We start from the raw sequence: 25,156 nt of genomic DNA on the forward strand, positions 1-25,156 counted from the left end.
TTCCCTTTCGGCATTCGAGATTTCAAACCAAAAGGATCGGAGCTGCAACCGCGCGGCTGCAGCCCCGACCGTTCGCGTCATCAGGCTTCGAGCCAGACATATTCCGCGAAAGCATAACCCATCTGGCCGCCAAGCGGGTTGGCTTCCAACCCCTTGAGCTTGGCGGTGATCGCGTCGACGTTGGAGATATAGGCCGGAATGATGGTGCCGGCTTCGCTGGCGACCATCACCTGCATCTCGTTGTAGATCGCCTTGCGCTTCTCCTGGTCGAGCGAGCCGCGCGCCTCGATCAGCATCTTATCGAATTTCTCCGACTTGTACTGGCTTTCGTTCCACGGTGCTTCCGTAGTGTAGAGCAGGGAGAACAGGATGTCCGGTGTCGGGCGCGGGTTGATGTTGCCGAAATGGACCGGCGCCTTGAGCCAATAATTGTCCCAATAGCCGTCGGCCGGTACGCGCTGAACGTCGAGCTTCAGTCCGATCTCGGCAGCGGAAGCCTGGATGATCATTGCCATATCGATCGACGAGTTCGCCGCCTCGGATGCGATCACCGGGATCGACTGACCGAGAACGCCGGCCTTCTCGAAATGGAATTTCGCCTTTTCCGGATCGAACGCCCGCGGCTTCAGGTCGGCATTGTGGTAGAAGTTTGCCGGCGAAACCGGCTGGTCGTTGCCGACTTCTCCCAGGCCGCGGAGCGCCGACTTGACGATCTGCTCGCGGTTGACGAGGTACTTCATTCCCTCGACGAAGTCCCGTTTGCTGCCGGGCTCCAAGTCCATGCGTATGTTGAGATTGGTGTAGTTGCCGGAGGTGGTTTTCGAGAGCACGAAGCCGTCGCCTTGGGCTTCGACCAGGCGCATCGAGCGCGGATTGATCGTAGCGGCGAGATGGATGTCGCCCGAGAGCAGTGCGTTGACGCGGGAGCTATCGTCGCTGATCGCGAAGTACTCGAAGGAATCGACGTTCGGGCCGGACTTCCAATAGTTCTTGTTCTTGATGCCGACCGAGCGCACGCCGGGCTCGAAGACTTCTCGCACGAATGCGCCGGTGCCGTTGCCCTTGGAAAAATCCGTCGTACCATCGGCGACGATCATGAAGTGGTGCATCGACAGGATGGTCGGCAGGTCGGCGTTCGGATTTGCGAGTGTGATCTCGACCGTCTGCTTGTCTACGGCCTTGAAGCCTGTCATCTGCGCGGCGATCTTCGCGACCTTCGAACCGATGGATGGATCGAGATGGCGTTTCAACGAGAAGACCACGTCGTCGGCGGTCAACGGCTTGCCGTCGTGGAAAGTGACGCCGCTCCTCAGTTTGACCGTCCAGGTCTTCGCATCCTTGGAATCGATCGCCTCGGCGAGCTCCATCTGCGGGGTGCCGCTCTTATCGAGGAAGGTGAGACGGTTGTAGAAGGAGCAGCAGCGGACATAGTCGGTGGAGAGCGATGCCTTGGCCGGGTCGAGCGTGTCGGCGGTCGAGGACGACCAGCCGGCGGCTTTGAGCGCGCCGCCGGAGACCGGCGTTGCGGCAACCGCGTTGGAGGCGCGGCCGAGCACTAGACTGCTGGCGGAGAGGGCAACGCCACCGGCGAGCATCATCTGCAGCAGTTCACGGCGCGTTGCTCCGCGGCGGATGGCGTTTTCGACCATGGTGTCGTCGGATCTGGTCCAATTGGTGATCTTGTCGTTCATGTCATTCCCCTTTTCGTCTGTTGGCGGGCTGCCCGTCTTCCGTGGGCTTAGACCCAATCCGGTGAACTGGTCAGCTACGTGCGACGGCCACGGCATCGGCAAGGTCGGCCATGGAGGTGAAGTGGTAGTCGGGCTCGGTGAACTCGGCCGGCTCTATGGTGCCGCCGTAACCTTTCTGCGCGTGGCGCCGCTCGATCCAGCAGTTGGTCAGCCCAAGCTTCCGCGAAATGCCGATGTCGTGGTACTGGCTCTGGGCGACATGCAGGACGTCGTCCTTCGAATTGCCTTCCGAGCCGATGAAGTCGAAAACCCTCTGAAAGAAGGCGGGGTCAGGTTTTTCGGTACCTGTATCGTCAGCGGTGAAGGCGGCGTAGAAGGGATCACCCAGTTCCTTGGCGAAGAAATCGAAGGCCCAGCGGCGCGCATTGGTCATAGCGACAAGCCGGTAATTCTTCGCAAGGCGCGCCAGCGCTTCGGTGCTGTCTCCGAAGGCCCTCCAGTTCCCGGCGGAGTCCCTGAGACGCTCGCCATATTTTCGCTCAGTCGGAAGGCCGAGCTTCGGCGCGATTTCAAGATAGACACGCACCAGATCGTCCGGGAAGAGGTCGGCGTCCTTGGAGTAGCGCGCTGCGCGGTAGAGGCTGAGCGCCTCCTCGCCATCGATGGCGACACTGGCCTCGGCGGCGATGCCGGCGAGGCAATCCTTGAGGCCGCCCTCGAAGTCGATCAGCGTGCCGACGATGTCGAAGGTCATGTATTTGAATTCGGGCAGGCTCTTGTGCACATCGATTCCCCAGTTTTTTCGCGTCCCAGGTCGGAACGCCGACTTCATGAAGAAGAATATTCTGTTCCCGTCGGCGGGATGTTTTCCCCGCTCTTGCTGGAAAGGCCGCATATGCTGGGATCCGGCCGCTCCTTGATTTGAGTTTGGCAGTTGCGCCGCGCCGGAGTCTCCGAAAGGGCGCCGTGGCGCGGCACAAAATTTCGAATATGGCGGTTTCGCGATATATCGCGTCAGTCGTCCATCAGGCCCTCAAAGCCTGGCGAACATCCGGGTCTTCCAAGGTCTCGTCCAATGTTTGGCGGGTGCGCTCGACAATCGCGTCGATCTCCGCCGCGGTGCAGCACAGCGGCGGCGCATAGCCGAGCACGCCATTGGCGAAGGCGCGGATGACGAGGCCGTTTTCCCAGGCCCGGTCGAAGATGCGGCGCGCCGGCTCCGCGGCCGCCGGCAAAGGGGTCTTCCTCGACTTGTCGACGACGAGCTCGACGGCGGCCAGCATGCCGCGGCCGCGCACATCGCCGACAAGGGGATGGTCCCTCAGACTTTCGAGACCTTCCATCAGCCGTGCACCGGCCGTGACGCCGTTTTCCAAGAGGCCGTTCTCGTAGAGCTTCAGCACCTCGAGGCCGACAGCCGCGCTGACCGGATGCGCCGAATAGGTGTAACCGTGGCCGACGGCGGAAGCGCCGGCGCCGTCGGCAATCGTCTGATAGACGTGGTCGGCCATGAACACGGCCCCCATCGGCACATAGCCGGACGTGAGACCTTTGGCCGTGGTGATGAAGTCCGGCACGATCTCGTCCTCGGTAGAGGCAAAGAGCGGTCCGGTGCGACCGAAGCCGGTGATCACCTCGTCTGCAACGAAGAGGATGCCGAGTTCGCGGCAGAGTTCGCGCATCGCCTTCATCCAGCCCTTGGGTGGCACCAGCACGCCGCCCGAGCCCTGGATCGGCTCTGCATAGAAGGCAGCGACACGCTCGGGGCCGATTTCCCCGACCTTGCGCCGGAGAGCGGCCAGCGACGCCTCGATGATCGCCTGCGGGTTCTCTCCCACCGGATTGCGGTAGGCATAGTGAGACGGAATTTTGTGTTGCCAGTCGAAGGGAATACCGAAGCCGGCGTGGAAGGCCGGCAGCGCGGTCAGGCCGGCGCCGACCGTCGATGACCCGTGATAGCCTTGCTCCACCGAAATGAACTGATCGCGTTGCGGCTGGCCGCGGGCAATCCAATAATAGCGGATGAAGCGGATCGTGCTGTCGACGGCGTCGGAGCCACCGAGCGTGAAATAGACGTGGTTGAGATCGCCCGGCGCGCGCTCGGCGAGTTCCGAGGCGAGGCGGATCGCGGGCTCGGAGCCGAGCCCGAAATAAGCCGTCGCATAGGGAAGGTCGCGCATCTGGCGGGCGGCCGCTTCGACGATCGCTTCGTGGCCATAGCCGGCATTGACGCACCAAAGGCCGGCAAAGCCGTCGATCAGTTGCTTGCCCGAAGCGTCGGTGACCGTCGCGCCTTTTGCCGAGGCGAGTACGCGCACGCCGAGTTTTTCATGGCCGCGATAGGAGGCGACCGGATGGATGAGGTGGGCGCGATCGAGTTCGATGAGGGAATTGCTGTACATGATGATCTCCGGATCAGCCGAGCGCCTGATTGGTGAGGGCGAAGGTGGTAGCGGCCGGGTCGGCGGCGCGGTGGATCGGGGGCTTCATCATGGCGATACCCCCGCCGACATGGGCGAGTCCTTGCTCGGCAAGCCAGAGAGAAAGGCCGGTCTCGGCAGTGGTATCGAGCCTGATGAACCGGCCGGTTCGCGTGGACATGAAGTGGGCCACGAGCGCCTTGGCGTCTTCGAGACCTTCGGCGACGACGGGCCCGATGGCCTTGCCGCGGCCAAAGGGGCGGATGGCACCGAACCCGCAGACGCGCCCGTCCCGGCGGATCACCGCAAAGTTGCCGACCTTCCCGAGATAGGCAATCATCCCTTCACGGTCGGCGCCAAAGGCGAGGCGGTCGAGCGCGACGATCGCTTCGATGTCGGCCTCGGTCGCCTGTTCCGTTTGCCCAGGCTCGGCGATTGCTCCGACGATGCCCTGATGCTGCAACACGCGACCCGTCTCGCGGAAGCCGAGCCTTTCGTATAGCGGCAGGCCCTCAGTCGTTGCCACGAGTCTGAGCGGACGATCGGCCGCTAGTCGCAACGCGGTGTCCATTAGCTTGCGACCGAGGCCGCGGCCGCGCATCGCCTCGTCGACGATGACCATGTTGATCGTCGCACAGCCCGACTTGTAAGGGGTGACGAGTACAGTGCCGACGACCCGGTCGCCCTCTATCGCGACGACGCCTTCGCTCAGGGTCAGCGCCATCTGCCAATCTTCAAGGCGATGTGGCCAGCCGGCCTGCCGGGAGAGCTGGACGGCGGCTTCCAGATGCTCAGGCCCGAAGGCGGCAGTATCGATCTGACTTGTCTGCATGGCATTTCCTTCAATTTCTGCCCGCAAGTCTGAAGGAGTGCCGGCCGGCAGATCGTCTGAAGACTTTGGCTCGCGCGGTATCTTATAGCTTTGCACCCACCGGTCGCCGCATCTTATGCTGGCAGGGAAGAGCGCTGGGAGGGCGCCGGGGCAGAAGACGCCGCTGACCACCAGCAGGCCACACAACCTTCTGCCAAAGCCGGCGCTCGATACGATAGATTCTGCTTCGAACGCCGCCAAATCAGGCGAGGCGATGGGAGGCGCAGCGCCTATGATCCTCACAGAATACTTGGTCCCGTTCTTTCAAGGATACGCACATGACGACCTTCCGTCCGAAATACATCACCTTCGACTGCTACGGCACGCTGACGAACTTCCAGATGGCGGAAGCGGCCCGCGACCTCTATCAGGAGCAGCTTGACGAGGTGCGCATGGCTGAATTCATCAAGAATTTCGCGGCCTACCGCTTGGACGAGATCCTGGGCGCCTGGAAGCCCTATGCCGAGGTGGTGCACAATTCCCTGGAACGGACCTGCAAGCGCAACGGCATTAAATTCCGCGATGAAGCTGCGAATATGGTCTATGAGCGCGTGCCGACATGGGGTCCGCATGCGGACGTGCCGGCCGGGCTTGCCAAGGTCGCCAGGGAGATCCCACTGGTGATCCTGTCGAACGCCATGAATTCGCAGATCATGTCGAACGTCGAGAAGCTCGGCGCCCCATTCCATGCCGTCTACACGGCCGAGCAGGCGCAGGCCTATAAGCCGCGCTTCAAGGCCTTCGAATACATGCTCGACATGCTGGGCTGCGGCCCGGAGGACATCCTCCACTGCTCGTCGTCCTTCCGCTACGACCTGATGTCGGCGCACGACCTCGGCATCAAGAACAAAGTCTGGGTCAATCGCGGTCACGAGCCGGCCAATCCCTACTACGGCTATGTCGAGATCGCCGACATCTCCGGCCTGCCGGGCGTCGTCGGTCTTTAGAAAAGGCGGTGCGCCATGAAGTTCCTCTCCTACTGGCATGATACGGCCCCGGCCTTTGCCGGAGCTGCGCAAGGCCCGGTCGATGGCCATTACGACGTCGCCGTGATCGGCGGCGGCTTCACCGGCCTCAGTGCGGCCCGGCAGCTCGCCAGGGCGGGGGCGAAGGTCGTCGTGCTGGAGGCCGAGAAAGTCGGCTGGGGCGCGTCCGGCCGCAATGGCGGACACTTGAACAACGGACTCGCCCATAGCTATCTTGCGGCCAAGGCGGAACTCGGCAGGGAACGGGCGATTGCGCTCTACAAGGCGTTCGACGACTCAGTCGACACGATCGAGGCACTGATCACCGAAGAAGGTATCGACTGCAACTTCCGCCGCGCCGGCAAGGTGAAGCTTGCCTCGAAGCCCCAGCATTTCGAGGCGATCGCCCGCAACTTCGAGGCGGTCAACGCGGAGGTCGATCCCGATACGGCGCTTCTCAGCGCCGAGGATCTGAAGCAGGAGGTCGGCTCGCCCTTCTTCGGGGCAATGCTCTCGAAGAAGAGCGCGATGATGCATATGGGGCGGTATGTCGTCGGCCTCGCCGAAGCGGCTACGCGCCATGGCGCCATGGTTTTCGAGAGCACGGCGGTCACCGAGCATCGGCAGGCGGGCGGCCGGCACACATTGAAGACCCCCCGCGGCAGCGTCACGGCGGATGCGGTTCTTGTCGCCACCGGCGCCTACACGCCTTCGATCTTCGGTTATTTCCGCCGCCGCATCATCGCCGTCGGCAGCTTCATCATCGCCACCCGGCCGCTGACCGAGGCTGAGGTGAAGGCGACAATGCCGGGCAACCGCACCTGCGTCACGTCGATGAACATCGGCAATTATTTCAGGCTCTCGCCCGACAACCGGCTGATTTTCGGCGGCCGCGCACGTTTCTCGGCGACATCCGACCAGCGTTCGGACGAAAAAAGCGGCGCGATCCTGAAGGCGAGCCTAACCGCGATCTTTCCGCAACTCGCCAATGTCGAGATCGACTACTGCTGGGGCGGCCTCGTCGATATGACCAAGGACCGATTCCCCCGCGCCGGTTATCAAGACGGCGTTTGGTACGCCATGGGTTATTCCGGCCACGGGGCGCAGCTTTCGACGCATCTCGGCATGATTATGGCGGACGCGATTCTCGACCGGCCGGACCGCAACCCGCTGAAGGGTCTCGAATGGCCGGCCGTGCCGGGACATTTCGGCAAGCCTTGGTTCCTGCCGCTCGTCGGCATGTATTACAAGATGCTAGACAGGATCCAGTAGACAACGCGGGGGTAGGAAGAAGGGCGCGGACCGGACAGGTCCGCGCCCTTCTTTGTTTGGATGATCTAGCCTGGCGTGCCGCGCCAAGTGTGCAGCGGTCTTGCGAAAGAGCTGAAGCGCCTCGCGCGCGCTTGAGAGCGGGATGAAGAAACACGGGCGGCTTTTCGCGCGCATCCCGCTCTACTCCCAGAACCGATCATGTTTTAGGCATCGGTTCGGTTCGGCCCAAGATCGCCGTGACCAACCTACGGCGCGTCGCATTCAAACGAATCACGCGACGCGCCGTAGATCCCTTGTTTGTGCCTGCCGTTTGTCCCAAAAGCCGCGGCACACTTTTGGGCAACATGCATTAATCCAGTCCACCGATGTGGAAGCTCTTCATCTCGAGATATTCCTCGATGCCGACCTGGGCGCCCTCGCGGCCCAGGCCGGATTGCTTGACGCCGCCGAAGGGGGCGACTTCGGTGGAGATGGCGCCGGTGTTGAGGCCGACCATGCCGAATTCGAGCGCTTCCGCCACACGCCACGAACGTTTCAGGCTCTCAGTATAGAAATAGGCAGCCAAGCCGAAGGGCGTGCCGTTGGCGATGGCGATTGCCTCCTCCTCTGTCTCGAAGCGGAAGAGCGGTGCGACGGGACCGAAGGTCTCTTCGCTGGCAAGCAGCATCTCGGTGGTGGCGCCCGTGAGCACGATCGGGGCCTTATATTGTCTCCCCTCCGGCACCGACCTGCCGCGCGCCGCAAGCTTCGCGCCCTTGGCAAGCGCGTCCTCGACATGGCGGTCGATCTTGTCGATCGCCGCGTCATTGATCATCGGTCCGATCGCGATGCCGGGTTGCGTACCGGGGCCGACCTTCATTGCGTTAACGCGTGCGCCGAGCTTATCTGCAAAGGCGTCATAGACGCCGGCCTGCACCAGGATGCGGTTTGCACAGACGCAGGTCTGGCCGCCATTGCGGAACTTGGACGCGATCGCACCTTCGACCGCCAGATCAAGGTCGGCGTCGTCGAAGACGATGAAGGGGGCATTCCCGCCGAGTTCGAGCGAGAGGCGCTTGACGCTGTCGGCCGCGCCTCTCATCAAGAGAGAGCCGACGCGCGTCGAGCCCGTAAAGGATATCTTGCGTACTGTTTCGTTCGCCATGAACTCGTTGCCGATTGCGGTCGGCATGCCGGTGACGATGTTGATCACGCCTGTGGGAATGCCGGCGCGCTCGGCCAGAACTCCGAGGGCGAGCGCTGAAAAGGGCGTGAACTCCGAGGGCTTGATCACCACCGTGCAGCCGGCCGCCAAGGCAGGTGCCACTTTGCGGGTAATCATTGCGTTCGGGAAATTCCACGGCGTCACGATCGCGCAGACGCCGACCGCCTCTTTCAGAACGACGATGCGCCGATCGGCCGTCGGAGAGGGAATGGTGTGGCCGCCGATGCGACGAGCCTCCTCGGCGAACCATTTGACGAACGAAGCGCCGTAACGGATCTCGACGCGCGCCTCGTCGAGCGGCTTGCCCTGTTCCATCGTCAAGAGCAGAGCCAAATCCTCGAGGTTTTCGATCATCAGCGCATACCAGCGCTCAAGCAATGCGGCCCGTTCGGCATGCGTCTTCTTCTTCCACGGTCCGAAGGCGGCATTGGCAGCTTCGATGGCGGAGCGCGTTTCCTCTTCGCTCATGTCCGGAATGGTGCCGAGGCGCGTCCGGCTAGCGGGGTCGAAAACGTCGACGGTTCTACCCGAGGCTTCTGCCAGCCAGGCTCCGTCAATGAGACCCTCTTGCCGGAAAAGTTCCTTGTCGTTCAACTTCATGACTTCTCTCCTCTAAAGATCAGTTGAGCGCGGCAAGCACCGCCGCCTTTACTGTTTCGGTTTTGTCTTTGCCCGGCACGGTGCCGATCCCGCGGGCGGTCGTTCTTTCGAGCGCGGTCATGACAGTGCGCGCGGCTTCACTTTCTCCGAGGTGGTCCAGCATCATCGCGCCGGACCATATGGCGGCGACGGGGTTGGCGATCCCGAGATGGGCGATGTCGGGTGCGGAGCCGTGTACCGGCTCGAACATCGACGGGGCGCTTCGATCGGGGTTGATATTGGCGGAAGCCGCAAAGCCGAGCCCGCCCTGGATGGCGGCACCGAGATCAGTCAGGATGTCGCCGAAGAGGTTCGAGGCGACCACGACATCGAGGCTCTCGGGCGCCATCACCATGCGCGCGGCCATGGCGTCGATGTGGTAGCTCGTCACCTCGACATCGGCGTATTCGGCAGCGAGCTCTCGCGTAATCTCGTCCCAGAACACCATTGAGTATCTCTGGGCGTTGGATTTTGTCACCGAAGCGAGTTTGCCGCGGCGTTGGCGGGCCTGCTCAAAGCCGAAGCGCAGGATCCGTTCGACGCCCGTGCGCGTGAAGATCGAGGTCTCGACCGCGACTTCATCGCCCGTTCCCTGATGCACGCGGCCGCCGGCGCCGGAATATTCGCCTTCGGTGTTCTCGCGGATGCAGAGGATGTCGAAATTTTCCGCCTTCAACGGACCTTGCACGCCCGGCAGCAGCCGGTGCGGCCGGATATTGGCATATTGCACGAAAGCCTTGCGGATCGGCAGGAGCAAGCCGTGGAGTGAGACGGAATCTGGCACTTCCGCGGGCCAGCCGACGGCGCCGAGCAGGATTGCATCGAAGCGGCGCAAGATTTCTATGCCGTCCGTCGGCATCATCGCGCCCGTTTCCTTGTAAAAGGCGCAGGACCAGGGAAAGGGCATGCCGGTGAGCGAGAAGCCGGAATGCCTGGCGACGGTCGAAAGAACCTGCCAGGCCGCATCCGTTACGTCCTGGCCAATGCCGTCGCCGGGGATGAGTGCGATCGAATAGGATTTCATGGAGGCTCCCTATAGGCTGATGAGCACGCTCTTGCTCTTGCGGTTGGCGTGATAGGCCTCGCGTCCGAGGTCCTTGCCGATGCCGGAGCGCTTGTAGCCGCCGGTTGGCAGGATGTGGTCGCGTGAGCGATTGTACCGGTTGACCCAGACCGTGCCTGCCTGGAGTCGCCGCGTCAGCCGTAGGGCGCGAGACAGGTCGCGGGTGAAGAGGCCAGCGGCCAGGCCGTAGGTCGGGTGGTCGGCGAGAGCCAGTGCCTCCTCTTCGTCGGCGAAGGTCTGCATGGTCAAGACCGGACCGAAGATTTCTTCGGTGATCGCTGGCGAGGAGCTGTCGCGCACGGTCATCAACGTCGGCTGATAGAAATAGCCCCCCGCATCCATTGGGGCGCCCCCGAACAGGCATTCGCCGCCCGCCGCAACGGCAGCCTCGACGATGCCGTGGATGCGGTTCAACTGGCGCTTCGAGATGATCGGCGAGTACTCGCTCGCCTCATCCCAGGTCGGACCCGGCTTTGCCGCCTTCATGCGCGTGACGATCGCCTCGGCCAGCGGCGCAGCAACGCTTTCCTCCACGATCAGGCGGGAGCCGGCGATGCAGGCTTGGCCAGCGTTAGACATCACGCTCTGGGCGATTGCCGCGGCCGCTTTGTCGAGATCGGCGTCTGCAAAGACCAGTTGAGGGCTCTTGCCGCCGAGCTCCAGCGTCATCGGCTTGACCCCGGTGCGAGCGACGTTGGCCATGATGGCGGAGCCGGCGCCGGTCGAGCCGGTGAAGCTTACCTTGGCGATGTCCGAATGGCCGGTGAGGGCAGTGCCGGTCACCGGACCGTCGCCCAGCACGATATTAATGAGGCCGGCCGGCAGGCCAGCGCGGATTGCAAGCTCGGCAAGGTAGACGGTCGAAAACGGCGTCATTTCGGAGGGCTTCAAGACGACGGCATTGCCGGCGGCAAGTGCAGGGCCGAGCTTCCAGGCGGCCATCGAAACGGGGAAATTCCACGGCGTGATGGCGCCGACGACGCCATAGGGCTCGGTCATGATCATGCCGAGATTGTTGTCGTCAGTCGGCACGAGGTCGCTGCCTTCCTTGTCGGCGAATTCCGCAAAAAAGCGGATCTGCTCGGCGCTGACGGCGATATCGCCGGCGATGAGGTGTCCGACCGGGCGGGTCGAGGAAAGCGCCTCGAGCTTGGCGAGGGTTTCCGCCTCCCTTTCGATCAGGTCGGCCCAGCGCTGCAGCACGACTGTGCGCTCGCGCGGACGCACGCCGCCCCAGTTGCTCGCCTTCAGGGCATTCTTGGCGGTTTCGACGGCGCGGTCGACGAGAGCTTCGTCTGCAAGAGGGCAGCCGGCATAGGCCTTGCCGTCGGAGGGACGATGCATGTCGATAACGCCCTCGGCAGGGATCAGCCGGTCGCCGATGAAGTGCCCGACGGGCAGGGGAAGAGTGTCGGGATCAAAGCTGAGAGTCATAGCGGGTCCTCGGATAAGCTCATGCGAGGCTACCGGAAGAACGCGAGCAGCATGCATCGAGTGGCGATGCGGCGACGGTGGAAAATTACGTTTTCGGTGACGGAACAGCGAAATCTTCGGAGGCTGAGATGGGCCGGTCGGTGACGTATCGGCGATGCGCCGGCAATCCGACAGGGGCACGAGAAAGCGATTGCCAGGCTGGAGCAGCGACGACACGCCAGAAAGCCGCGAGCGTGCCGTGGTGGGCGAGGATGCCGGTTGCCGGCAAGTTTTCGCCGAAACCAGTTCGAGCGCGATCCGTGGCCGATAGGCCTGTATCAAGGGCCTCGATCGGATCGCGCGGCGGACACTACATGACCGTCACGTAGATCTTACGTACGGTCTCGATCGTCTTCCAGACACCGACAAACCCCGGCTTCATGACGAAGCTGTCACCGGCTTTGTAGACGACCGGCCCGCCACCTTCCGGCGTGAGTTCGACGACACCGGAGAGGATATGGCAGAATTCGAATGTCTCGCCCTTAATCGAGCGCGTCTCTCCGGGGGTTGCCTCCCAGACGCCTGTATGGATCATCTCTCCCCGTGCGACGTCTTGAGCCCAGGTCTTGAAGGAGGGACTGCCGGAGATCAGGCGTTCTGGAAGCGGACCGGACTCGCGCGGCGGGAAAGAGGGATTGGTGTCGATGTTCTTCAAGAGGGACATGAGTTTCCTTTCCTAGGATTGTGAGCTTAATAGCCGCGGCGGCGATCGATGAGCCCGATGGGATCAAGTCCGGCCCGATGACGCTTGATGTTCTCGATCACGGCCCCGGCGGCTGTTTCCGGTTGGGTGACGCTTGCTATGTGCGGCGTCAGCAGGATTTTCGGGTGTCTCCAGAAGGGATGACCCGCTGGCAGCGGATCGGGATCGGTGACGTCGATGACAGCACCGGAGAGATGGCCGCTATCGAGCGCCCCGATCAACGCTTTATGATCGAGCTGCGGCCCGCGGCCGACATGAACAAGTGCCGCGCCGGCCGGGAGCTTGGCGAAGAGGGCGGCATTGAGAAAGCCGCGCGTCACGTCGGTTAAAGGCAGGAGACACATGAGGATGTCGGTATAGCCCAGCAGACTGTCGAGACCGTCAGCACCATGCAGGCATCTGACACCCTCGAGTTGGCGCGCGCTGCGGCTCCAGCCGGATAGCGGAAAGCCGAAGGGCTTCAATCGTTCGAGCACCGCGGTGCCGAGCATGCCGAGGCCGAGTACGCCGATGCGGCGTTCCGCAGCCTGAACCGGTGAAATGGCCCGCCAATATTCGTTGCGCTGCTGGTCCAGATAGGCCGGCAGGTTGCGATGGAGCGCGAGCACGGCAAGTGTCACATATTCCTGCATCATCCGGACGATGCCGTCCTCGATCATGCGCACGACCTTCACATGCGGCGGCACGGCCTCGATGCGGAACTGGTCGACGCCGGCGCCGATCGAGAAGAGGATTTCAAGGTTGCGATAGCGCGAGAGATCTTCGGGAACCGTCCAGGTGATCAGGTAGCGCACCGCATCCGGATCGACCGCCGCCGCATCCGTGGCGAAAGGAACGTCCGGAAGCTCACGCGAAAAAGCTTCGGCGAAAATCGCACCGCGTTTTGCGTCGGAATTGAAGAGGAAGGTCATCGCGGGTCTCCTTCTTGATGCCTCAGGCGCGACAACATTCGCCGAGCCGCTCGATCATCGCCTGGCAGGCCAGGAGCTCATCAACGAGGATGAATTCGTCGGGCTTGTGGGCGCGGTCGATCTCGCCGGGGCCGCAGATGATCGCGTCGATGCCAGCCCGCTGGAAAAGTCCCGCCTCGGTGCCGTAGCTGACGGCCGGGAGAGACTCGAGACCGGTCAATTCTTCCAGCAGCCGCGCAAGCGGCGCATCGGGGCCGAGCGAAAGTGCCGGATAGGAGCTCAGTTCCTGCCATTCCACTTCGAAGCCACGTTCCGACAGCGCCTCGGCCGCCTCTCGCATCGGCGCGAGCAGTTCCGCCGGATCGACGCCGGAAATCGCCCGTGCCTCGAACTCGGCCTCGCAGGTGTCCGGGATGATGTTGACCGCCTGGCCGCCCTTCACCGTGCCGATCTGCAGAGAGGAGTAGGGCGGCTCGAAAACATGCTCGAAAGGACCACGGGCCAGTCGGTCGGCTTCGGCGACCGCCCGTGCGAAGACGCTCGTAATGGCATGGATAGCATTCAGTCCCATGTCGGGCCTCGACGAATGGCCGGAACGACCCTTGACCGTAAATCTGGCGGCGGCCTTGCCCTTGTGGGCGCGGATCGCGTGCAAGCTGCTCGGCTCGCCGATGATCGCGCCTAGCGGCGCCGCGCAGAGTTCCGGTAGGCGCGCGATCATGTGTGGCACGCCGCGGCAGCCCGCCTCCTCGTCATAGGAGAAGGCGAGGTGCAGCGGCCGGCGCAGGTGCATCTCGGCGAGCTTTGGCGCGACGGCGAGGGCGGCGGCCAAGAAGCCCTTCATGTCGGTGGCGCCCCGCCCATAGAGTCGGCCCGCCTCTTGACGCAGACGAAAGGGGTCGCCCGTCCAGCCGCTTTCGGCCGCCGGAACGACGTCCATGTGACCCGAAAGAATATAGCCCGGCACCTCTTTCGGACCGATCGTGGCGAACAGGTTAGACCGATCGCCCTCCGGGCCGGGAAGCAGGGTGACGGCGATGCCGTGGTTTTGCAGATAGCCGCGGATCCAGGCAACGATGTCAGTATTGGGGGTGCTGACGACGGAGGGGAAGCCGACGAGCTTTTCGAGGATTTCCACTGCCTGCATTCTTGTCCTCACAGCATCCCGGTTCGCTGGGGTCGGCGCCGTCGATCATGCCCAGTACTTTAGAAGCCTATCCAGGCTTTACATGCCGAAAGCGCGTCGGATTTGGAGGATTGTGTTGCGTCAGACGGCCTCTCAAGTGAATTGTATCGAGCGCACCGTCCTAGTCTAACGGGTAAAGGTTTTGGCCGCGGGCCGGTTGGAAAGCGGGACGAGACAAGACGCCGGCAGGGACGGGAGGCAAGGAGTGGACTCACCGACATCCGAATCCAAAGTCATTGACAGTTTCGAAATGCGCATAGCCGGGATCGAAAGCGCCGATCTCGAGCAACTGCACGCCCTGTCGGTTTCCGTCGGATGGCCGCTTCGCGCCGAGGACTTGCAGCTCCTGCGCGAGGTCGGCCGCGGCTATGTCGCGCTTGATGAAATCGGCAGGCTGACAGGTTCGGCCATGTGGTTTCCGCACGGTGATGATTTCGCCACCATAGGCATGGTGATTACTTCGCCGCGGCTGCAGACAAACGGCGCTGGGCGGTGGCTCATGGACCACGTGCTTTCGGATTGCCGGGGACGCGATCTAAGGCTCAATGCGACGAGGGCCTCCCGCCGCCTTTACCATTCGCTCGGTTTTGAGCCTATACGGACCATATACCAATGCCAGGGCATTGCCCGCCGGTCGACCGACTTTGTTACGGCAACGGAGCAGCCGATAGTCCGGCGACTGGAAGGGGAGGACCTTGCCGCGGTGATCGAGTTGGATGCAGGGGCATTCGGTGTTTCGAGGGCGGCGCTGATCGGCAAGCTCTTTGCTCAATCCATAGGCTACGGCTTGGTTCGCGGCGGTCGGCTGTGCGCTTTCGCGCTTTGCCGTCCTTTTGGCAGGGGACATGTCATTGGCCCGGTCGTGGCAGACACTGATGCGGACGCCGTGGCAGTGATACGGCAACATGTCTCCGCCCACGAAAATCAATTTCTGCGCCTCGACACACCAGTCGAGACCGGCACTTTCGCCACATTCCTCTCGCAATCCGGCCTGACCGTCTTCGACACAGTGCTCGCAATGTCCCGGCGGGGTAAATGCGCAGCGGTCGTAGTACCTGGACCGAACCTCTACGGGCTGGCAAGCCACGCGCTGGGCTGACTTGCGGCGATGGTGGGGGCGGAATCTGGCGATTGCTGCAAGCCTGTCTTGCATTAGTAGGCGGCGCGCGAATACCGGGCTTGGAATGTCTAACGCCACATGACTGACTGAGGCAAAATGCCGTTTCCTCGATTGGGAACGCAGGCGCGCGAAGTTCGCTTTTGGGGCAATTAGCGGCCGACGGCGCTGATGGCACGCTGAAGTCCCTGCGTCAGCATCAGGGGATCGCGAGCACCTGGGTAACGTCGGCGGCAGATGGCAGCACCGGCACGTTTGTTGTCCACAAGGGCGGCGGATCCAGCATTCCGTCGCCCTTTCCTTTCGTCATATGCATAACCTCAGGTTTGGCAGGATGGCAATTTTTTCGCCCTGCTCACAGCGCGCCAGAATGCTAACATTCCCTGAATAACAACGGGAACACGGCCGGAATTCGGAAACTCCGACGGCTAACTCACACGAAAGCGGTCCAAGCGACGAACAGCCCGCGAAAGCGGCGGGTGGACTGCTGTTGCATGGGGAACATGATGATATGGACGGTGCCATCCTTTACGTCGGAGGCGAAGATCGACCGCTCGTTCGATTGGGCGGGGCGCAACCTGCGATGACGACGACGTCGGACAACGTGCTCATTCGTCTCTCGTCCCTGAGCAAGCACTACGGAAGTCACACCGTTCTCGATGGTATCGATCTTGAGGTGCGTTCGGGTGAGGTTCTCGCCATCATCGGGCCGAGCGGCTCGGGCAAGAGCACGCTTCTGCGCTGCATAAACTATCTCGAGCCGCCGGATGGCGGCACCATAACGATCGGTGCGACTACGATCGACGCGACAGGGCCTGTGGCGCGGGCGGAGCTTTCCGGTCTTCGCCGGCGCGTCGGCATGGTCTTCCAATCCTTCAATCTCTTTCCGCACATGTCGGTGTTACGCAATGTCAGCCTCGCCCAGGAGCGCGTGCTTGGCCGCAGCCGCAAGGAAGCCGACGAGCGCTCCATGCAGCTCCTGAGGCGCGTCGGCCTTGCCGACAAGGCAGCGCAGTTCCCCGTACGGTGCTCCGGCGGCCAGCAGCAACGCATTGCCATTGCCCGTTCGCTCGCGATCGATCCGGAAATCATGCTGTTCGACGAGCCGACGTCGGCCCTCGATCCGGAACTCGGCCTCGAGGTTCTCGCCGTCATGCGCGAGCTTGCCGAAAGCGGGATGACCATGATCGTCGTTACCCACGAGATGGGTTTCGCCGAAAATGTTTCCGACACCGTCATGATCATGGCCGATGGCCATATCGTCGAGAAAGGGCCGTCGAAGGAGGTCATGCGCAATCCGCAACAGGAACGGACCAAGCGCTTCCTCCGCGCGGTGCACGACCGATGAGTATGGCGGACCTTTTGTCCCTCCTGCGCGGATTGAGCTGGACGATCGCAGTGACGTCAGGGGCGTTCCTCATCGGCGCTGTGCTTGGCGTTCCATTGCTCGCGGCGCGCCAGAGCGGGCTTCTGCCGTTGCGCTTTATCGCCATGGTCGTCATCCAGATCGTGCGCGCCATCCCGCCCATCCTCTGGCTCTTCATCATCTTCTTTGGTCTCGGCATGGGCTTCATGCCGATCAGCCCTTTTAACGCCGCTCTCATGGGCCTTGGGCTGATCGCAGCTGCGAACATGGCGGAGATCTATCGCGGTGCTGTTGCCTCCATCCATCATGGCCAGTGGGAGGCGTCCAAGGCCCTTGATCTTGGCCGTTGGTCGGTCTTCCGCGACATCATCGCGCCGCAGGCCTTCCGCGTCGCGCTGCCGTCGGCGGCGAGCTACCTCATCGGCCTTATGAAGGAGACGGCGGTCGCCTCGGCCATAGGCGTCTCAGAGCTTGCCTATCAGGGCAACCAGCTCTCGCAACTGACCTATCGCGGCCTCGAAGTGTTCGCGCTGGTCGGCCTCTTCTACGTGCTGTTGAGCCTGCCGATCGCCTGGCTCTCACGCATCGCCGATAGTTATCTCCAGGCAAGGGTGGCGCGCTGATGTTTCCGACTTACGACGAAATCTCCGCCTGGCTGCCGGATCTCCTTAGCGGGCTGTCGATCAGCCTGCAGGTGACGGCGGTGAGCCTTCTGATCGGCATTCCCTTCGGTCTCGTTCTGGCGCTCGGCGTTCTCGCAAAGAGCCGGGCGGTGAAAGGCCTCAGCCTCTTCCTGGTTGAGATCGGCCGTGGCGCGCCCGCACTGGTGCTCCTGCAGTTCATCTATTTCGGCCTGCCGACAACAGGATTGACGCTTGGCTCCTATGCCGCCGCGGTGATCGCGCTTGCCTGGAACACCGGCGCCTACACCAGCGAGATCATCCGCGCCAGCCTGCAATCGGTCGCCCACGGTCAGCGGGAGGCTGCAGTCGCCCTTGGCCTCAACCGGCTTGACGAGCTGCGTTACGTGCTCCTGCCGCAGGGCCTGCGTGTCGCTCTTCCGGCACTGCTCGGCTTCTCGATCCTGATTTTCCAGGGAACGTCGCTCTGCTTCACCATCGCGCTGCCTGAGCTGGTGAGCCATGCCTACGAAATTGGCTCCACAACCTTCCGTTATTTCCCGGCGCTGCTTTCGGCTGGCGCGCTCTACGCCAGCATCTCCATCCCCGCTGCCCTCCTCGTCAATCATGTCGAGAAGCGTGCGAGCCTTTACGCCCACCGTTGAACCTCAGTTGAAAGGATGCCTGCATGACCAGCATGACCACCATCACGCAGATTCTTGTTGCCGGCATTGCCGGGTTCCTGATCTCGGCGCCGCTTGCTGCCGCGCAAGATTGCACGCCCAAACACCGGTTCGCCACGGTCGAGGCCGGCACGCTGACGGTTGCCGTCACGACCTATGCGCCGCATTCCTTCATCGATGACAGCGGCAACATGAAAGGCATCGACGGCGACATTGCTGCGGAATTTGCCAAGCGTGAATGCCTGAAAGTCAAGGCAGTCGCCGTCGATCCGGCAGCAGCCATCCAGTATGTGCTCTCGGGCCAGGCCGATATCACGACCGGCGATTGGTATCGCACGGCGGAGCGCGCGAAGGTCATGAGCCTTTCCGCACCGCTCTACACCGACCAGATGGGCATCTATTCCAAGGAAGACTTCAAGAACGTCTCCGATCTCGAAGGCAAGCAGGTCGGCACGGTGCAGGGTTATCTCTGGGTCGCCGACCTCAAGACCCTGCTTGGTGGCTCCCTCAAGCTCTACCCGAATTCGGTCAACATGCAGCAGGACCTGAAGTCCGGCCGTATCGATGTCGCCGTCGACGGTTATTCGACCGGCGTGGTTGCCGCGCAGAAGGGCGCGCTCGGCGACATCAAGGTCAATGTCGCGGCACCCGATGATCGAGTGAAGGCAACCAAGGAAGCAGCCCAGGCGGCCTTCCCCTATTCCTTTAACGCCAAGGAACTAGGCGTCGCCCTCGATGCGGGGATCGCTGAGATGCAGGCTGACGGCACGATTGTCACCGTCCTCAAGTCGTACGGTCTCGACGGCACTGCGGCAGACACCGGCGCACCGCGCCTCGTCGAGTAAACGGCTATCGCGGGGGAGGGTGCTCCCCCGCACAACCCCTGAAATGGAAATCGGAGACAACAAGGATGACTGTCTATACGGTCACGCGCAAAACGCAGTCATGGTACGGCGAGCAGATCGGCATTCTGATCCTCGATGCAGCCTATCCTTGCGTGCCTGGAAATGTCGGCAACGCAACGACCTATGACTACCCCGTGCGCTTTCAGGAAGTACGCGGCGCGTCGATCGACCGGCTGCTCAATCAGCGCGATCCGGCGTTGAAGGAGGTCTTTGTCGAGGCGGCCATCGAGTTGCAGAACCGCGGTGTCAAGGCCATCACCGGAGCCTGCGGTTTCATGGCCTATTTTCAGGAAGAGGTGGCGGCAGCAGTCGATATACCGGTCTTCCTTTCCAGTCTGATGCAGATACCCTTCATGCATGCACTCTGCGGTGGCCGGGTTGGTGTGATCACCGCCAATGCCTCGCGGCTGACCACGCGTCATTTTGCGGCCTGCAATGTCGGTCATCATGTTCCATTGGCGGTTGCCGGCATGGAAGGTCAGACGGAATTTCGTGAGGCAATCCTCGAAGAACGCGGCACACTCGATTCCGCCGCGATCGAGGGGGAAGTGACCGAGGTCGCGCGACAGCTCGTGGCCAACAACCCGGATGTCAAATCGATCCTGCTCGAATGCAGCGATCTGCCGCCTTATGCTCACGCGGTGCAGGCCGCCACTGCGGCCGGTCTTCGATTTCATAACGATGATTAATTACGTGCAGCAGAGCACCACACGCCGGCCTTATATCGGCAACATGTAATCAGGCGGCTTGAGCGAACGGGCGCGCTGAAAGGAATGCGAGAATGCTCAACGATCCACGCTCCCACGGACTTTGGGAAAAGACGGCGCCAGCCGCACCGGCAACGGTCGCGCTGAGGGGTGACAGTCGCGTCGATATCGTGATCATTGGCGGCGGCTTCACGGGTATTTCCGCAGCCCTCCATCTCGCGGAAGCCGGACGGCGCGTCATTGTGCTCGAGGGCGCCGAACTCGGCTTTGGCGGAGCCGGCCGCAATGTCGGACTCATCAATGCCGGTATGTGGGTGATGCCAGATGATCTTCCCGGCGAACTGGGCGAGATCCATGGCGAGCGTCTGCTCGAAATGCTCGGCAACGCGCCGAGGCTCGTCATGGAGCTGATCGAACGGCATAGCATTGCTTGCGAGCTGGAGCGCAACGGCACATTGCATTGCGCCGTCGGCGAGGCCGGCCTGAAGGAAATCACCGATCGAGCAGGCCAGTGGCGCCGGCGCGGCGCACCTGTGACGCTGCTCGATGCGGCCGAGACGGCAAAACGGGTGGGAACCAGTGCCTATGCCGGTTCTCTTTTGGATATGCGCGCTGGTACCCTGCAGCCCCTTGCCTATGTGCGCGGTCTGGCGAGGGCGGCCCTTGCGGCGGGCGCGACCATCCATACCGGATCTCGGGTGACGGGCTATACTCGTTCCGGTTCCGCATGGACCGTGCGGACAGATGCCGGTTCCGTCACGGCGTCCTGGGTCATCGTGTCGACCGACGCCTACAGCACGGGGCCTTGGGAAAGGGTGCGGCAGGAGCAGGTTCATCTGCCTTATTTCAATCTTGCGACGCACCCTTTGCCGGACGAGATCCGTTCCCTGATCCTGCCGGGACGCGAGGGGGTCTGGGATACCAAGGAAATCCTCTCGTCCTTCCGCATGGATCGGGCCGGCCGGCTTGTCTTTGGCAGCGTCGGCGCGCTACGCAATACTGGCCGAGCCGTGCATGTCGCCTGGGCGAAGCGGGCGTTGAAGCGCCTTTACCCGGCGCTCGGGCCTGTTCAATTCGAATGCGAGTGGTTTGGCCAGATCGGCATGACGGACAATGCCCTGCCGCGCTTTCATCGATTTGCCAAGAATGTTGTGGGCTTCTCGGGCTACAATGGCCGAGGCATCGCACCCGGCACGGTTTTCGGCCGAACGCTGGCACAGCTTGTGCTCGGTGACCTCGGTGAGGCGGACCTGCCGCTGCCGCTAACAGATCCGAAGGCTCCGGCCTTCCGACCGGTCAAGGAACTCTACTACGAGGCTGGGGCGCAGATTGCGCACTTTGCCAGCGAGCGGTTTTAGCGGCAATCAGATCGGGATGCTTGCATCCGCATTCTGCTCCATCAGCCAGTCACGGAACAGTTCCGCGCCCCGCTTCGGCAGACGCTGCGCCGGCATGATGATGTGTACCGATTGACCTGACTGATAGGTTTCCTTCAATGGGGCGACCAGTCGGCCGGCCAGTAGATGTTCGTGCACAAGATGCTTCCAGCCGAGTGCAACGCCCTGGCCGCGCACTGCGGCCTCGATCGAGCCGAGCGCGTCGGTAAAAACGAAATCCTGCTTCAGCCGCGCGACGGGAACCGAATGACGCTCCAGCCATTCGCGCCAGGCAAGACGCGTTCGGTGCCGTTCCTCAAAATTCAGCAATGTGTGCTGCAGCAAATCGGCTGGCTCTTTGATCGGGCCGTTTTCCTTAAGGTAATCCGGGCTGCACACCGGCAAAACCTCTTCCGTCACGAAATGCCAGGAATGGATGCCCGGCCATTTGCCGTTACCGAGGCGAGCCGAGAGGTCGATATCCTCCTCGACCAGGTCCTGGTCGTCGCGGCTGCTTTCCTCGATGCGCAGCGACACATCCGGATGCTTGGCCTTGAAATCTCTCAGCCGTGGCAGCAGCCAGAGCTGCACGAAGGAAGCCGAGAACGATACCCGCACCACGTCGCTAGAGTGCTTTTTTTGCAGTGAAGATATGACCATGTGCAGATGATCGAACGCCTCCTGCGTTTCCTTGTAGAGGCGCTGGCCATCCGCTGTCAGCTCAAGTCGCGTATGATCGCGGCGGAAAAGTTTCAGGCCCGTTGCCTCCTCCAGCAGCCGGATCGTCTTGCTTACCGCAGGCTGGCTAACGTTCAGCTCCTGGGCAGCGGCTGTGAAGCTGCGCCTGCGGGCAGCAGCCTCGAAGCAGAACAGGTAGTTGGCGGAGGGGATGAGAGAGCGGAGTCGGTGCATAATTTGAAGTTATGCCCCTCGACAATTTTTAGCAAGATTACAGTTGCATGGGACCTTTGTACGGTGGGTCAAACCAATTGAGGGAACCTCTCCATGCAAACACATGCTCGCGCCGTAGTCATCGGCGGCGGTTGCGTCGGCGCCGCCATTCTCTACGGTCTTACCAAGCGGGGCTGGACTGACGTCGCGTTGCTCGAGCGCACCCAACTGACGGCGGGATCCACATGGCACGCTGCCGGCCTTATCCCCTCCTATGCGCGCAGCATCAACATCGGTCGCATGATCGCCAAGACGATCGAGATTTATGAAGGTCTCGAAGAGGAAACCGGCCAACATGTCGGCTGGCACAAATGTGGCCAACTGCGAATAGCGAATACGCGTGATCGCCTCGACGAATACAAGAGCTACATGGGCGTCGCAGCGGTGCAGGGGATCCGTGCCGAGCTGGTGACTCCACAGGAAGCACGTGACCTCTGGCCGCTTCTCGAAAACAACAAGGACATGCTCGCGGCTCTCTACCACCCCGATGACGGCCACATCGCCCCTGCCGACGTCACGCAGGCCATGGCCAAGGGTGCCCGCGACCGCGGCGCGAAGATTTACCTCAACACCGAGGTGAAAGGCTTCGAGCGCCTTGCCAGCGGCGAATGGAAGATCATCACCAACAACGGCGAGATCATCTGCGAGCATATCATCTCCGCGACTGGCAACTATGCTCGCCAAACCGGCGCGATGCTCGGTCTGGAAATCCCCGCCATCCCCATCCTGCATCAGTATTGGATCACCGACGCTGTACCAGAGATCGTGGAGCGCAAGCGCCAGGGTTTGCCCGAAATGCCGATCCTGCGCGATGAGGGTTTTGAAGGCTATCTGCGTGAAGAAGGCGATGGTCTGATGTTCGGCCCTTATGAAAAGACCGAGCATCTTAAGCTCTTTGCCGAAAACGGCGTGCCGGAATGGTTTGGCGCCGATCTGGTAGAAGAGGATTTTGATGCAGTGGCGTGGAATTGGGAAGCCGCGATGGAGATGGTTCCGGCCTTGGGGCGCGTCGGCATCAAGGCCAACGTTCGAGGCCCGTTCCAGATGACGGCGGATGAGTTACCGCTCGTTGGTCCCGCCTGGGGGCTGGAGAATGTCTGGATCGCTGAAGGTGTTCCGGGCGGCATCCTGTGGGGCGGAGCGATCGGCTTCTATCTTTCCGAGCGCATCGTCGAAGGTGCCAACAGCCTTGATACGTCCGAACTCGATCCGCGCCGCTTCGGTAACTATGCCAACAAGGAATGGACGCGTCAGAAAGTCAGGGAAAGCTGGGGCACCCATGCGGAACTTCATTATCCCGGTCAGGACATGCCCGCCGCCCGCCCGCAGAAGACCGCCCCGTCCTACGATATCCTGTCGCAGCGCGGCGCCGTTTGGGGCGTTCTGAACGGTTGGGAAGTACCGAACTGGTTTGCGCCGGAAGGCGTGGAGGCCAAAGATCAGTACAGCTGGCGCTGGACGCAGAAGGGCCATTACATCGCCGAAGAAGTAAAGGCGGTGCGAACCGCCGTCGGCCTCGTCGAGATGACGCCGATGACGAAGTTTGAAGTGTCCGGCCCCGGTGCGGAAGCCTGGCTCGACGGCATCTTTGCGAATCGGCTGCCGAAGGCCGGCCGTGTCAATCTCAGCCATCACCTGACGAAAACCGGCGGCGTGCAGGCCGAATATGTAGTGGCGCGCCTTGAGGACGGCAGCTTCTACTTGATCTCGACGCCGCGCGCCGAACGCTGGAATTTCGACGATCTGTCGAAGCTCCTGCCGAAGGACGGCGGCGTGCAGTTGCGCAACGTCACCAACGAACGCGGCTGCTTCACCGTCGTCGGCCCGAAGGCCCGCGAGGTGCTGCAGGGCCTCACGGAGACGGATCTTTCCAACGAGGCGTTCCCGTGGTTCGGCGTGAAGTCAGGCACGGTGGGCCTAGCGACCGACGTGCGGATGCTGCGCGTCAACTACGAAGGCGAGCTTGGCTGGGAACTCTATCATCCGCTGCCCTATCAGCGGCAGCTGCTGCAGGCGATCCTTGCGGCGGGCGAGCCGCACGGCCTGCGCCTTGTCGGCTATCACGCGCTGGAATCGCTGCGCCTCGAAAAGTCCTACCGCGCGATGTATCGCGACATGAACCCGGAACTGACGGCGTGGGAAAGCAGCCTCGACCGCTTCATCCGGCTCGACAAGGGCGACTTCATTGGAAAGGCGGCGCTGGTGCGCCAGCAGCAGGGTGGTGTCAAGAACCGTTCGGTGACGATCGCCATCGACACGGAGGGTGCAAGCTCGCTGATCCATGAGGGCGTTTATCATGAAGGCAAGCTCGTCGGGCGTATCACCTCCGGCAGCTATGCCTACACCCTCGGCCACGACATTGCTTTCGCGTTGCTGCCGGTCGAACTCGGCACGCCCGGAACGGAGCTGGAGGTTCCGATCCTCGGCGAGCGGTGCAAGGCGCGGGTGATCGCTGAATCGCCGTACGATCCCGAAGCCCTACGTGGGCGCATGTAACGAATTGATGAGGAGCTGAACCATGAAGATCTTGGTCCCTGTAAAGCGGGTGGTTGACTACAACGTCAAGATCCGCGTGAAGGCAGACGGTTCGGGCGTTGAGCTTGCGAACGTGAAGATGTCGATGAACCCGTTCGACGAAATCTCGGTCGAAGAAGCGCTCAGGCTGAAGGAAGCCGGCAAGGCGGAGGAAGTCGTCGTCGTTTCCGTTGGTCCGGCCAAGGCCGAAGAGACGCTGCGCACCGCACTTGCCATGGGCGCTGACCGCGCCATCCTGGTTGAGACCGAAGACCAGGTCGAGCCGCTCACTGTGGCCAAGATCGTCAAGGGCGTTGCAGACGCCGAACAGCCGGGCCTGATCATCGTCGGCAAGCAGGCGATCGATGATGACTCGAACCAGACCGGCCAGATGCTGTCGGCCCTGCTCGGCTGGGCGCAAGGGACCTTTGCCTCCAAGGTCGAGATCGGCGACGGCACGGCACCAGAGGGCACAGCAAGGGTGACGCGCGAAGTCGACGGCGGCCTGCAGACCATCGA

At 62.2% G+C, this 25,156-nt stretch carries 22 protein-coding genes; 11 read left to right on the top strand and 11 right to left on the bottom strand.

Features of this window, described 5'->3' with window-relative positions:
• Window positions 1-80: 80 nt before the first annotated feature.
• The 4 genes from BLU35_RS31480 to BLU35_RS31495 form a co-directional block, all read right to left on the bottom strand.
• Window positions 81-1,691 carry an ABC transporter substrate-binding protein gene (locus BLU35_RS31480; RefSeq protein WP_093236054.1) on the bottom strand — a complete coding sequence of 537 codons (1,611 nt, stop codon included), beginning with the start codon at window positions 1,689-1,691 and terminating at the stop codon, window positions 81-83.
• 70 nt (window positions 1,692-1,761) lie between these two features.
• Window positions 1,762-2,475, bottom strand: coding sequence for an HAD-IA family hydrolase (locus tag BLU35_RS31485; RefSeq protein ID WP_093236076.1), 714 nt, complete (start codon window positions 2,473-2,475; stop codon window positions 1,762-1,764).
• A gap of 241 nt (window positions 2,476-2,716) precedes the next feature.
• Entirely contained in the window at window positions 2,717-4,093 is a 1,377-nt protein-coding gene (locus BLU35_RS31490) for an aspartate aminotransferase family protein (RefSeq protein ID WP_093236055.1), read from the bottom strand.
• Between the two features lie 13 nt (window positions 4,094-4,106).
• Window positions 4,107-4,943, bottom strand: coding sequence for a GNAT family N-acetyltransferase (locus tag BLU35_RS31495; RefSeq protein WP_093236056.1), 837 nt, complete (start codon window positions 4,941-4,943; stop codon window positions 4,107-4,109).
• 317 nt (window positions 4,944-5,260) lie between these two features.
• Between BLU35_RS31495 and BLU35_RS31500 the strand changes: the two genes are divergently transcribed.
• Both BLU35_RS31500 and BLU35_RS31505 read left to right on the top strand, forming a co-directional pair.
• Window positions 5,261-5,929, top strand: a complete 669-nt coding sequence (locus BLU35_RS31500; RefSeq protein ID WP_093236057.1) for a haloacid dehalogenase type II — start codon at window positions 5,261-5,263, stop codon at window positions 5,927-5,929.
• A gap of 15 nt (window positions 5,930-5,944) precedes the next feature.
• A complete protein-coding gene (locus BLU35_RS31505; protein ID WP_093236058.1) occupies window positions 5,945-7,219 on the top strand; it encodes an NAD(P)/FAD-dependent oxidoreductase in 1,275 nt (424 codons plus the stop codon).
• A gap of 349 nt (window positions 7,220-7,568) precedes the next feature.
• Here BLU35_RS31505 and BLU35_RS31510 read toward each other — a convergent pair whose 3' ends face one another.
• From BLU35_RS31510 to argE, 6 genes are all read right to left on the bottom strand, one after another.
• The gene (locus tag BLU35_RS31510) at window positions 7,569-9,023 is read right to left on the bottom strand and encodes an NAD-dependent succinate-semialdehyde dehydrogenase (RefSeq protein ID WP_093236059.1); all 1,455 of its coding nucleotides are present in this window, start codon (window positions 9,021-9,023) and stop codon (window positions 7,569-7,571) included.
• Between the two features lie 19 nt (window positions 9,024-9,042).
• Window positions 9,043-10,086: a tartrate dehydrogenase gene (locus BLU35_RS31515; protein ID WP_093236060.1), complete on the bottom strand. Its 1,044-nt coding sequence runs from the start codon at window positions 10,084-10,086 to the stop codon at window positions 9,043-9,045.
• A 9-nt stretch (window positions 10,087-10,095) separates the two neighbouring features.
• Entirely contained in the window at window positions 10,096-11,559 is a 1,464-nt protein-coding gene (locus tag BLU35_RS31520) for an aldehyde dehydrogenase family protein (protein WP_093236061.1), read from the bottom strand.
• Between the two features lie 349 nt (window positions 11,560-11,908).
• The gene (locus BLU35_RS31530) at window positions 11,909-12,262 is read right to left on the bottom strand and encodes a cupin domain-containing protein (protein WP_093236062.1); all 354 of its coding nucleotides are present in this window, start codon (window positions 12,260-12,262) and stop codon (window positions 11,909-11,911) included.
• 26 nt (window positions 12,263-12,288) lie between these two features.
• A complete protein-coding gene (locus tag BLU35_RS31535) occupies window positions 12,289-13,212 on the bottom strand; it encodes a 2-hydroxyacid dehydrogenase (RefSeq protein ID WP_093236063.1) in 924 nt (307 codons plus the stop codon).
• A gap of 22 nt (window positions 13,213-13,234) precedes the next feature.
• Window positions 13,235-14,359, bottom strand: coding sequence for an acetylornithine deacetylase (gene argE / locus BLU35_RS31540; protein WP_093236064.1), 1,125 nt, complete (start codon window positions 14,357-14,359; stop codon window positions 13,235-13,237).
• Between the two features lie 244 nt (window positions 14,360-14,603).
• On the opposite strand from argE, the gene BLU35_RS31545 reads away from it, so the two are divergent.
• The 7 genes from BLU35_RS31545 (at window position 14,604) to BLU35_RS31575 (ending at window position 21,154) form a co-directional block, all read left to right on the top strand.
• Complete coding sequence (locus BLU35_RS31545) at window positions 14,604-15,497, top strand: GNAT family N-acetyltransferase (protein ID WP_093236065.1); 894 nt, start codon at window positions 14,604-14,606, stop codon at window positions 15,495-15,497.
• Between the two features lie 601 nt (window positions 15,498-16,098).
• Complete coding sequence (locus BLU35_RS31550; protein WP_093236077.1) at window positions 16,099-16,863, top strand: amino acid ABC transporter ATP-binding protein; 765 nt, start codon at window positions 16,099-16,101, stop codon at window positions 16,861-16,863.
• Entirely contained in the window at window positions 16,860-17,504 is a 645-nt protein-coding gene (locus BLU35_RS31555) for an amino acid ABC transporter permease (RefSeq protein ID WP_093236066.1), read from the top strand. The genes BLU35_RS31550 and BLU35_RS31555 overlap by 4 nt, the downstream gene beginning before the upstream one ends.
• Window positions 17,504-18,166, top strand: a complete 663-nt coding sequence (locus tag BLU35_RS31560) for an amino acid ABC transporter permease (protein ID WP_093236067.1) — start codon at window positions 17,504-17,506, stop codon at window positions 18,164-18,166. The genes BLU35_RS31555 and BLU35_RS31560 overlap by 1 nt, the downstream gene beginning before the upstream one ends.
• Before the next feature lie 23 nt (window positions 18,167-18,189).
• Entirely contained in the window at window positions 18,190-19,029 is an 840-nt protein-coding gene (locus BLU35_RS31565) for a substrate-binding periplasmic protein (RefSeq protein WP_093236068.1), read from the top strand.
• A gap of 65 nt (window positions 19,030-19,094) precedes the next feature.
• Window positions 19,095-19,778 (top strand): aspartate/glutamate racemase family protein, encoded by a 684-nt coding sequence (locus tag BLU35_RS31570; protein ID WP_286161685.1) that lies wholly within the window; start codon window positions 19,095-19,097, stop codon window positions 19,776-19,778.
• Between the two features lie 92 nt (window positions 19,779-19,870).
• Window positions 19,871-21,154, top strand: a complete 1,284-nt coding sequence (locus tag BLU35_RS31575) for an NAD(P)/FAD-dependent oxidoreductase (protein ID WP_093236069.1) — start codon at window positions 19,871-19,873, stop codon at window positions 21,152-21,154.
• Window positions 21,155-21,160: 6 nt separating this feature from the next.
• Here the strand turns inward: BLU35_RS31575 and BLU35_RS31580 are convergent, their stop codons facing one another.
• Window positions 21,161-22,084 (bottom strand): LysR substrate-binding domain-containing protein, encoded by a 924-nt coding sequence (locus tag BLU35_RS31580; protein ID WP_093236070.1) that lies wholly within the window; start codon window positions 22,082-22,084, stop codon window positions 21,161-21,163.
• A gap of 93 nt (window positions 22,085-22,177) precedes the next feature.
• Here BLU35_RS31580 and BLU35_RS31585 point away from each other — a divergent pair, with 93 nt between their 5' ends.
• A complete protein-coding gene (locus BLU35_RS31585) occupies window positions 22,178-24,619 on the top strand; it encodes a GcvT family protein (RefSeq protein ID WP_093236071.1) in 2,442 nt (813 codons plus the stop codon).
• Between the two features lie 22 nt (window positions 24,620-24,641).
• The coding region (locus BLU35_RS31590) for an electron transfer flavoprotein subunit beta/FixA family protein (RefSeq protein WP_093236072.1) at window positions 24,642-25,156 on the top strand (515 nt) is incomplete at its 3' end.

It is taken from the genome of Sinorhizobium sp. NFACC03, from assembly GCF_900103435.1.
GTDB lineage: Bacteria > Pseudomonadota > Alphaproteobacteria > Rhizobiales > Rhizobiaceae > Ensifer.